Source organism: Sphingomonas sp. ABOLH (assembly GCF_003951715.1).
Lineage (GTDB): Bacteria > Pseudomonadota > Alphaproteobacteria > Sphingomonadales > Sphingomonadaceae > Sphingomonas > Sphingomonas hankookensis_A.
Genome location: NZ_QQWV01000040.1, coordinates 25039 through 35188, shown reverse-complemented (window position 1 = coordinate 35188; position 10150 = coordinate 25039). Strand labels below are relative to the sequence as shown.

Sequence of the window (10150 nt, the reverse complement as noted above, 5' to 3'; positions counted from 1 at the left end):
TTACCGCACTACCCGTATCCGTCGCTGGGCCTATCCTCCGTCTAAGTTCGGGCGTCGGACGAACCTGCCCCACCGTACACCGTGGATTGCCCATCACAGTCGGGTGCCCGCGGCACGCCGGCCAAGGCTATGCAGTTGGTGCGCTGGCGCCTCCTCTCGTTAATGTCGTGGGTGGATCAGCCGGCTATCGCCGGCGACACCCGACGGGCGATGTCCCAGGCATAGCCGACCAGTTCACGCGCGATCGCGGTGGTCACCTTGGGCTGAGGCTTGCCCGTGGCCGCCAGGCGACGGTAGCGCTGGCACAGGCGAACCTGCGCTTTCCACCCGATCGCCTGGATGTCCTCGGACAAGTCGATGACCCGCTCACGGTAGCGTCGTTCCTCGCGAGCGGGCAGTCGATACGACCAGCCCGCCTCAATCAGCATGGTTCGTGCCTGCGCGTTGCCCGCGCGGGTGATCCGGCCCCGTTTGGTCCGAGCGCCGCTGGAGTGCTCGGACGGCACCAAGCCGACATACGCCATCAGTTGCTTGGGATTGTCGAAGCGGGTGAGATCGCCTACTTCAGCGACCAGCGTCGCAGCGCTGACCAGCCTGATACCGCGCAGGACCTGTAGATTGCGGACCAGCGGCGCAAAACACCATGCGTCCACCGCTTCAGTCAGCGCCGCTTCTAAGCGCCCAACCCGTGCCTGCGCCTCCAGCACCCGCTTCTGCATTTCCTCGAATGCCAGCTGTTGGTGGGGAAAATCGAACCGCTGCTCGGACAACCACCGCCAGTACATTTTCGTCCAGGCCGCCTTGCCACCGAAACGACGATCATGACGCAACAGGAAGCTGCGCACTGTCTGCTTGGCTCCGATGGCATCATCTTGCGCGCTGCGTCGCGCGCGGATGAGATCGCGTACCGCCTCGTGCGCTTCGTCCGGTATCCAGATTGCGGTGAGTTCGCCAGCGCGTAGCAGCCGCGCCAGGGTCATCGCGTCACGCCGGTCCGTCTTTACATGGTCACCCGGGCGCCGCGGCATCATCGAGGGGGCGATGACGATGCAATTCTGTCCCAGCTTCGTCAGCAGCCGATGCAAGCCATACCCGCAGGGACCAGCTTCGTAGCAGACGTTCAACGTCACGCCCGGTCCAGTCAGCCGCTTGACCAGCTTCCTGATCGCATCGTCCTCGTTGGCGACCGTGCCGACGAAACGCACCTCGCCTCCGCGTTCCCCATCGGCAACCGCGACCGCAATGGTTTCCTTATGAACGTCCAGACCAACGTATTTCACCGTCTCCGTCATGACTCGTCTCCGCTGCTGACAAATCCATCATCAGCATCTCAGATTCGAGCCTCCGAGGCTCTGGCAGTCATGGGGTCTAAGGTTTTGCCGTGCCTTCGACGGCGCGCATCTGGCGAAGCGGTCTGAGCGCGGTGGATGGCGCATCGGGATCGGTCCAGAGGTAATCGCCGGTGAGATTGATATGCTGCCAACCGAGCGGTGATAGGTGTTGCAGCAGGTCCGGCGGGACCGGCCGGCCGAGGTTGGCGAGATGCATCCGGGCGGCTTGCAGGTAGGTCGTGTTCCACAGGACGATGGCACCGGCGACGAGGTTCAGCGCGCTCGCCCGATGGCTTTGGGCTTGCAGCGCATGATCGCGGATACGGCCGATGCGATGGAAGAAGATGGCGCGTTTCAGGGCATTTTCCGCTTCTCCCTTGTTGAGTTCGCGGGTGGCGCGGCGACGCTGTTCGGGCTGCTCGATCCAGTCGAGCGTGAACAGGGTACGCTCGACGCGACCGATCTCGCGCAACGCCAGTGCCAGGCCGTTGGCGCGTGGATAGGAGCCGAGCCGTTCCAGCATGATCGAGGCGCTGACGACGCCTGTGCGGATCGAGGTTCCCAGTCGCAGCACGTCGTCCCAGTGTGCCTCGATCAGACCTTCGTCGATGCGGCCCGCGACCAGCGGCGCAATATCGGGGCCGGGTTCGATGCCGTTAAACAGGTGCAAACGGCGTGCGGCGATATTCGGGATACGCGGCGCGAACCGGAACCCAAGCAGATGACATAGCGCGAACACATGGTCGGAGACGCCCCCGCCATCGACGTGATGCTCTTCGATGTGCAGATCGGCGCCGTGGTGGAGCAGCCCGTCGAGCACCTGTGCCGCCTCGCTCGCCGAAGCGGAGATAACTGTGGAATGGAACGGCGCGTAGCGATCCGAGACGTGGCTGTAAAAGGAGACAGCCGGCTCTGTCCCCTTGTGCGGATTGACTGCGCCGGTTGCCTGGGCGCGGCGGTCGAGCGGAAAGTTCTGACCGTCTGAGCTGGACGAGGTGCCGGACCCGAACAGCGCGGCCAGCGGCGCGGTGTGTTGGGCGTCGACAAGCCGGGCGAGCGCGCGACCGTAGGTTTCCTCGCGCAGATGCCACGAGGCGAGCCAACCGAGTTGGCGCTGGGTCACGAGATTGCAGGCTTCCGCCATGCGCGTATGGCCCAGATTGGTGGCATCGGCGAGCACCGCCGTGAGGATCGCACGTGGTTCATCCGCGGCACGGCCACTTTGCAGATGCGTGAAGCACTGGCTGAACCCGGTCCATCGATCGACTTCGGCAAGAAGGTCGGTGATGCGGATCGCGGGCAGATGCGCATAGAGCGGCGCAAGGGCGGTATCGGATTCCTCGGGAGTAATCGCCTTCAAGGGCGAAATCCGCAGCCTGCCCAAGCTGAGCTGCACGTCTTCCAGCGCGTCCGTCTCCGCCTTTCGCTCGACCTCGGCCAATCGACGGGCGAGGCGGGCGCGTCGTTCGGCCAGCCAGATATCGGCCGTATCCGGTGCCGGTATCGGCAAGGGGCCGGCCGCGCGCATGTTGGCGAATACGGGGGCAGGAATGAGTTGCTGCTCGACAGCACGATAGCGTCGGCTTCCCTCGACCCACATGTCGCCGGCGCGAAGCCGGTCGCGAAGCTCGACCAGCACGCACAATTCATAGATCCTGCGATCGGGAATGCCGGTGCCGATCGCCCGACGCCAAGCTTGCCGGATGAAGCCGACTGGCGTGCCTGCAGGCAATTTGCGCAGATGACCAAAATGAAGGTCGCGCATGATCGCGACCGCTCGCGCGAGCGCATGGCAGGCTGGCACCGCCCCGAATGTGAACGAGGCGATGAACGAGGGACCGACCTGTCGGAGGACGGGGTAATTGGTCGCGGCGACCGCGACGGGATCGACCGAATCGGGGCGGATCAGCTTGCGGGCTTCATCGACCTCGCGGCCGAGATCATTCCATCCGATCGCTGCCTCGACCGCAGCGCCGATATCGCCACCTGATATCTTGGCGGCGAGCAAGGCAGCGCCGAGTTGGGCAAGCAGCCGGATTTTGCCGTTGATGGTGCGCCGGTTGCGCTTGAGTGTCGTGTCCGCGCTGTTCTGTTCGCGCCGGAACATCTGCCCAAGCAGGCGATCGAACATCAGCACCGCATCGTCGGTGAGGGTAACGATGGTTTCGAGGATGGTCGCCACCAATGTGGCGCGACGCCGCGTCGCTTGCAGCGTCCGAACATGTTGCGCGGTCAGCCGCACGCCTTCCTGGCACAGGCGTCGGAGGCGCTCGGGATGGACGCCTACGGCGATATCCGGATCGATCCCGATGGCCCGAAGCAGTGTCAGTCGCTCGATGATGGCGGCGAATGTCTTTCGGCCGGGCTTGCCGGGTGACTGCCGCACCCAGGCCAGATCGCTCAAGTTCGTGCCTGTGTGGGGCAGGAGAAGCGCATCGAGCAGCCGGCGCTGTCGAGCATCGAGTCCTCGGGTCAGATGCTCGGCGACATGGCGTTCGGCATCGAGCAACGCCTGTGCGACCATCCGCTCGACCGAACTGATGCCCGGCACAATGATGCGCCGTCGCCGGCACTCATCCAGCATCACGCGCGCCAGCCTAGCCCCGCTGGTCGTCGTCAGCGCGATCGGCAGGAGCCATTCCTGCAACGTCGTTCGCAGCGGCCGACTGAGCGGCATGAAGCCGAATGCATCGCGCAGTGCATCGAGCTGTTCGTACCGGGTCGGGCCGCGCGTCGCGTAGTCGGCCAGCACCTCGGGTCCGACCTGCAATTGCTCTGCGACGAACGCGAGCGGCGTATCAGGGATCAGTTCACCGGGTCGCAGGAAACGGCCAGGATAGCGCAGCGCGCAAAGCTGGATCGCGAAACCCAGCCGGTTATGCGGTCGCCTCCGGCGGACGATGATGGCCAAGTCGTCCCGGCTCAATGTCCAGTGCTGGACGAGCAGGGTTTCGTCGTCGGGAAGCGCGAGCAACGCCGCGCGTTGCTCGTCCGACAGGACGGCGCGACGCGGCATCGGCTTAGACCTTGGCCGGTGCGGTCCAGCCGATCCGGGCAAGCGTGCCGAGAAGGGTCGAACGCGGCACCTTGAAGGTCCGGCAGACGGACGCCTTGCTGGCCCCGCCATCCAGCGCGGCGGTGATCCGCTCGAGCGTTTCGGCGTCGATCATCGGCGGGCGGCCACCTTGGCGTCCCCGGCGTTTGGCAGCAGCCAGTCCCGCCATCACCCGTTCGCGCGTGAGCGCACGCTCATATTGTGCCAATGCACCGAACAGCGAGAACAGCAATTCGCCGTGCGGCGTGGTCGTATCCATCTGCTCGGTCAGCGACCGGAACGCGATGCCGCGCGCCTTCAGATCGGTGACGATCGTCAGCAGGTGCGGCAGCGAGCGTCCGAGCCGGTCGAGCTTCCACACGATCAGTGTGTCGCCCGCGTTCAGATAGTCGAGGCAGGCTTTCAGGCCTGGTCGGTCGTCGCGCGCGCCGGATGCCTTGTCGGTATGGAGATGCCGATGATCGACCCCGGTTGCGACGAGCGCGTCCCGCTGGAGATCGACCGTTTGGCGGTCATCGGTCGTTGACACCCGCATATATCCGACCAGCATGTACGACAAACCCTCGAAAGCATGTTTTCGAACACCCTATCAAAGCGACAGGGTTTGTCGATCGTTATGGGCTGAGGCGGGTATGGTTCGGCAAAAGCGCAGGTCCGGAGCGTCGCCTATCACCTGTTTGCCGTCACGCGTCTGCTGTCCGTATGGACGCAAGTAGAAGGCACGCTGATGCCGCAAGAAGCACCAGGTCCTTCAACAGGAACTGTCCGGTTCCGGCCGAAATCGCCGGGAACCCGCCAGCGGTCGGCTCGGCGACGCCAGGCGTGCTCAGGAAAAACGTCAGTGTCACGGCATAAGTCAGGCATGACATCGCCGCGCCGAGAGCGGAGGCCGTCTTGTTGAAAGCACCGATAATCAGCGCAGCGGCCGTCGCGAGCTCGACGGTGCCTATAAAATAGCTTCCACCCTGCACCCCAAAAACGGCCGGAATCCAGCTCATGATCGGACTGTTCTTCATCAATGGCGCGATGCCCATCGCTTCATAGCTCGTGAATTTCATGCAACCGAACCAGAGAAAGATGACCACCAGCGCCCAGCGCAGCAACGCGAGAGACCCGCGAGAGCCGGTCGTCTTTTCAGCTATGTGTAATGTCGAAAACATGGTGCCTCGCTTTCATCATGGCGCATGACCTGCCTTCATGCTTAGACAGGCGTGATATATGCGCTGCGCATACACTATACGCCGTCAATGAATGAGGCAACCCTTTGAACGTACTCTCGGACCGGCTCGTCAATCTGTTCGGCGCCCTCGCAGTGGGCATCACCGATCGAATTAAGAAGGCGGCATTCGACCCGACGATACCCGGCGGTGGCGAAACCACCGCGGCGATCGTCGTCATCGGTCACGCGACCGGTCTTTCGATCGACGAATTAGGACGGGTGCTAGGCTTGTCCCACGCGGGGACGGTGCGGCTTGTCGATCGATTGGTTGCAGCCGGGTTCGCCGTTCGATCCAAAGCGCTACGGGACCGTCGTGCAGTAGCGCTGATGCTCACTGAGGCAGGCGAGACTCGCCTATCTGCGATCCTGCAACGAAGAAACGAGACTTTATCCGAAATCCTTAGCCATGTCTCGAATGCTGACCGCCTCGTGCTGGAACGTATTGCCGAGACAATACTTGCGCAGATGTCTGACGACGCTGTCTCGGCGCTGACGATATGCCGGCTCTGCGACGAGAGGCGATGCTACAACTGTCCGATGGATGCCTTTGGAATGCTGGAGTCGTCGACGCATAGAGTCGACCCATAAGTGCGCGCAGAGACGCTTAGACCCCATGACTGCCGGAGCCTCGGAGGCTCGAATCTGAGATGCTGAAGATGGATTTGTCAGCAGCGGAGGCGAGCCATGACGGAGGCAGTGAAATACGTTGGTCTGGACGTTCATAAGGAAACCATCGCGGTCGCGGTTGCCGATGGGGAACGCGGAGGCGAGGTGCGTTTCGTCGGCACGGTCGCCAACGAGGACGATGCGATCAGGAAGCTGGTCAAGCGGCTGACGGGACCGGGCGTAACGTTGAACGTCTGCTACGAAGCGGGTCCCTGTGGATATGGCCTGCATCGGCTGCTGTCAAAGCTGGGACAGAATTGCATTGTCATTGCCCCCTCGATGATGCCGCGACGCCCGGGTGACCATGTGAAGACGGACCGGCGTGACGCGATGACCCTGGCGCGGCTGCTACGCGCCGGCGAACTCACCGCGATCTGGGTGCCGGACGAAGCGCACGAGGCGGTACGCGATCTCATTCGCGCGCGACGCAGCGCGCAGGACGATGCCATCGGGGCCAAGCAGACGGTGCGCAGCTTCCTGTTGCGGCATGATCGTCGTTTTGGCGGCAAGGCGGCCTGGACGAAAATGTACTGGCGGTGGCTGTCCGAGCAGCGGTTTGAGTTTCCCCACCAACAGCTGGCATTCGAGGAAATGCAGAAGCGGGTGCTGGAGGCCCAGGCACGGGTCGCGCGCCTGGAGGCGGCGCTGGCTGAAGCGGTGGATGCATGGTGTTTCGCGCCACTGGTCCGCAATCTGCAGGTACTGCGCGGTATCAGGCTGGTCAGCGCCGCGACGCTGGTCGCCGAGGTGGGCGATCTCACCCGCTTCGACAATCCCAAGCAGCTGATGGCGTATGTCGGCCTGGTGCCGTCCGAGCACTCCAGCGGTGCCAGGACCAAGCGGGGCCGGATTACCCGGGCGGGCAACGCGCAGGCACGGACGATGTTGATCGAGGCGGGCTGGTCGTATCGGCTGCCCGCTCGCGAGGAGCGACGCTACCGTGAGCGGGTCATCGACTTGCCCGAGGACATCCAGGCAATCGGGTGGAAGGCGCAGGTTCGCCTGTGCCAGCGCTACCGTCGCCTGACGGCCACCGGAAAGCCCCAGCCCAAGGTGACCACCGCGATCGCTCGTGAACTGGTCGGCTATGCCTGGGACATCGCCCGTCGGGTATCGCCAGCGATAGCCGGCTGATCCAGGTACATCGATTCCGAGAGGAGGCGCCAGCGCACCAACTGCATAGCCTTGGCCGGCGTGCCGCGGGCACCCGACTGTGATGGGCAATCCACGGTGTACGGTGGGGCAGGTTCGTCCGACGCCCGAACTTAGACGGAGGATAGGCCCAGCGACGGATACGGGTAGTGCGGTAACCAACCCGCGGATGAGAGCATGATCAATCGTCGTCGATCAGGCGTCCGCGGCACACCCGCCAAGGTCAATGCGAACGCTGGTCTCACGGCCAGCGAAGAGGTAAACTCGGCCAGCGTTTCGGATGGCAGTCATGAGAGCGTATATCTGTGCCCGTTCTATGTCCTGACCCCATCATTGTCTCGAACCAGTCGGAATCCGCGTCGAGCACCGACCGAAGCACTCCTCGAAAGATGGCGCGGTCGGATTCGTCGGGCAGCACGCCCCTTCGGGTCAGGTGGTCGAGCACGTCCTTGGCTAACGACAGCCGTAGCACGCCGGCCATGACCTCGGTCCAGCTGATCAGGCGCATGCGGACCTCTATCGCCGCCGGAACGAAGCCCGCCAAGTGCAGGAGGGCACGGTAGATGAATAGGGCGCCTTCCCGGCCGCCCACCGGCAGCACCGTCGCGAGCACCGTGCTCGCGCCCACGGCAAGGAAGCTATTCCCAACTGTCGAGTGAGACGGTGCGTCGAGTCCATGGGTGTCGCAGGCACTCAAGATCACGATAGGCGGGCAGCGCATTCGGTCGCGCAGCCGCCAGATGTCGACGGTTTGTCCGCCAATGCGCAATCCGCCAAGGCCCCGACCATCGTCCTGTACCCCGTGTCCATCGAATATCATTATGGGGGCCGTCGACCCGTTCACCACCTCGACAAACTCGTCCACCGTCGTCACGCGCCGGAAGTCTATCGTGAACTCCCCCGGTCTGACCTCCTCGAGCTGGTCGAGCGCCTCGCGCATGAAGTCGCGGAGCTGGTCGTCCTCGTTGAAGGAGCTCACCACGAGCACGTGCAGGAGATCGCGGTAATCCACAGTGATCGGCACGCGCCCGGCCAGCTCGCCCATCATGAGGTTGCCGGGCGTCGCGTTGATGCGTGAGGTGTCGTAGCGCAGTGCCAGCGGAAGCCCGTCGATCGGCAGCAGTTCGAGTGGCGCGTCCGACACGATCCTCACCGGCCCGCCGTAGCGGCGAACGAAGTCGATCCGTTCGGGACCAACTGCACGTGCGAGTGCGTCCTGCAGGCGTTGCAGCAGCTGGGGGGACTTAGCGCGGGCATGGGGGTTCACCGCCCGGATGTTGCGGGCAAACTCGGACAGTCTCGGGAAGACATGATTTACCTCCGGCCGCAGGCGGACCACCGCGGCGCAGCTCTGCGCCGCCATCAGGCCCACGCCTGCGGTCTGAACGGCGGTCTCAGTCTGGCGCTCCGCGACCGCGCCCTGCCATTCGCCGTCATGTTCGAGCATGCTGAGTTGCTTGGGCTCGATAAGGTGCGCCAGTCCCTTCTGCTGCTGCATCCGCCGGATCATCATGACCGTAGCCGGAGCGAGCGACGTGCCCCTCGAGTCCCCGCGCCCATAGGCGAAGCGGAAGAGGGCGGGTTCGGTCAGCACGATCTTTGGCAGCGGTACGAAGAGACGGTTCACGTTGCTCGTACCAACGGCTTTCCGCACGTCCATCACTGCCGTAGCGCTGGCGAGGATAGCGGCAGTGTAAGCATCTTCGTCGATGCTCGACCAGTGGGGAATTCCTTCGCCCAGGCTTCGTCCGGCTCGCCGCAGCACCATGTGATTGGGCGTGGTGCAGTTGTGACCTAATTCGTCGAGATCGATAGAGACCGGCTGGCGCGGGGTCCAGGCCTCAATAGCCTCCAGCGCCCTAGCTCTTCGGTCAGGCGATATCTCGCCGCCGTGCGCTTGGTAGACCGCACGGCAGTGGTCCCGAAGCACGATCAGGTTCATCGCGTCCGGTGTCATCGTCCTTGGTGTCGCGATAGAGGAGACGTGCAGGACCGGCCGCGGCTGCCGCGCGGCCCAAGCAGCGGCCCGTCGGGCTGCCGGCTCGGTTCCGGTGAACATCACCACGCAGAAGCCGACTTCGTCGAGCATCAGCGAATCCAACGCGGACGCCATGATCGGCATCCAGCTCAGACCGCTCGCACCCCCGATGCGCTGGCGTAGGAGGCTGTCAAGCGGCCATGTCGGCTCAAGTACTTGAGCAGGAAGTTCGGCGAGCTGGTACAACGCCCAGATAAGTAGCCACCAGCCGCGCCCGAATCCCTGGAACGCGGTCATGCGGTCGAGGCGTTCGTCCTCCATCACGAGCAGGTAGGTGATCCGCAGCGGATCTGAGATCCCATATGCCTGGTTAGCTTCTGGGGACCGGCCCGGCCAAGAGATTAGGTCTGGCGAGGGCATGCGGTCAGCCGGCCGAAGGGTCGCCTCCGTCGGACCGGGGGATTGGCCTTGCTCAAGACCGTGCAGCTCGCTGGATTTCTCAGCCATGCTTGTGCGTTGCGACCATTGATCAGCTAGTGCAACAAATAGCCTGCACACAGGCGGCAGCGGACAGTCGCTTTCATGCTGTGATACGCCCACGTCGCGTAAGTACTAACTTCCGAACGTCTCGTATATCGCGCTATTTGCGACAAACAGCGTACTCGCGCACTGGCCGCCTTCAGATAGTTAATTTCCCAAACCGGTGTTATATCCTACGTTTAGTCCATGATTCGAGACAGCTAACAGAT

At 63.6% G+C, this 10150-nt stretch carries 7 protein-coding genes; 2 read left to right on the top strand and 5 right to left on the bottom strand.

What is annotated here, in order from left to right:
* Positions 1–176 precede the first annotated feature (176 nt).
* From CA237_RS15570 to CA237_RS15555, 4 genes are all read right to left on the bottom strand, one after another.
* A complete protein-coding gene (locus tag CA237_RS15570; RefSeq protein ID WP_004206949.1) occupies positions 177–1292 on the bottom strand; it encodes an IS110 family transposase in 1116 nt (371 codons plus the stop codon).
* Between the two features lie 76 nt (positions 1293–1368).
* Positions 1369–4347 (bottom strand): Tn3-like element ISMpo10 family transposase, encoded by a 2979-nt coding sequence (locus tag CA237_RS15565; protein WP_012449407.1) that lies wholly within the window; start codon positions 4345–4347, stop codon positions 1369–1371.
* Positions 4348–4351: 4 nt separating this feature from the next.
* Positions 4352–4936, bottom strand: a complete 585-nt coding sequence (locus CA237_RS15560) for a recombinase family protein (RefSeq protein ID WP_010339849.1) — start codon at positions 4934–4936, stop codon at positions 4352–4354.
* 133 nt (positions 4937–5069) lie between these two features.
* Complete coding sequence (locus CA237_RS15555) at positions 5070–5546, bottom strand: DUF417 family protein (RefSeq protein WP_010339850.1); 477 nt, start codon at positions 5544–5546, stop codon at positions 5070–5072.
* Between the two features lie 104 nt (positions 5547–5650).
* On the opposite strand from CA237_RS15555, the gene CA237_RS15550 reads away from it, so the two are divergent.
* Together CA237_RS15550 and CA237_RS15545 are read left to right on the top strand one after the other, a co-directional pair.
* Complete coding sequence (locus CA237_RS15550) at positions 5651–6193, top strand: MarR family transcriptional regulator (protein WP_010339851.1); 543 nt, start codon at positions 5651–5653, stop codon at positions 6191–6193.
* Between the two features lie 96 nt (positions 6194–6289).
* Positions 6290–7405, top strand: coding sequence for an IS110 family transposase (locus CA237_RS15545; protein WP_126014659.1), 1116 nt, complete (start codon positions 6290–6292; stop codon positions 7403–7405).
* Positions 7406–7664: 259 nt separating this feature from the next.
* Here CA237_RS15545 and CA237_RS15540 read toward each other — a convergent pair whose 3' ends face one another.
* Entirely contained in the window at positions 7665–9908 is a 2244-nt protein-coding gene (locus tag CA237_RS15540; protein ID WP_164523895.1) for a CHAT domain-containing protein, read from the bottom strand.
* Between the last annotated feature and the right edge of the window lie 242 nt (positions 9909–10150).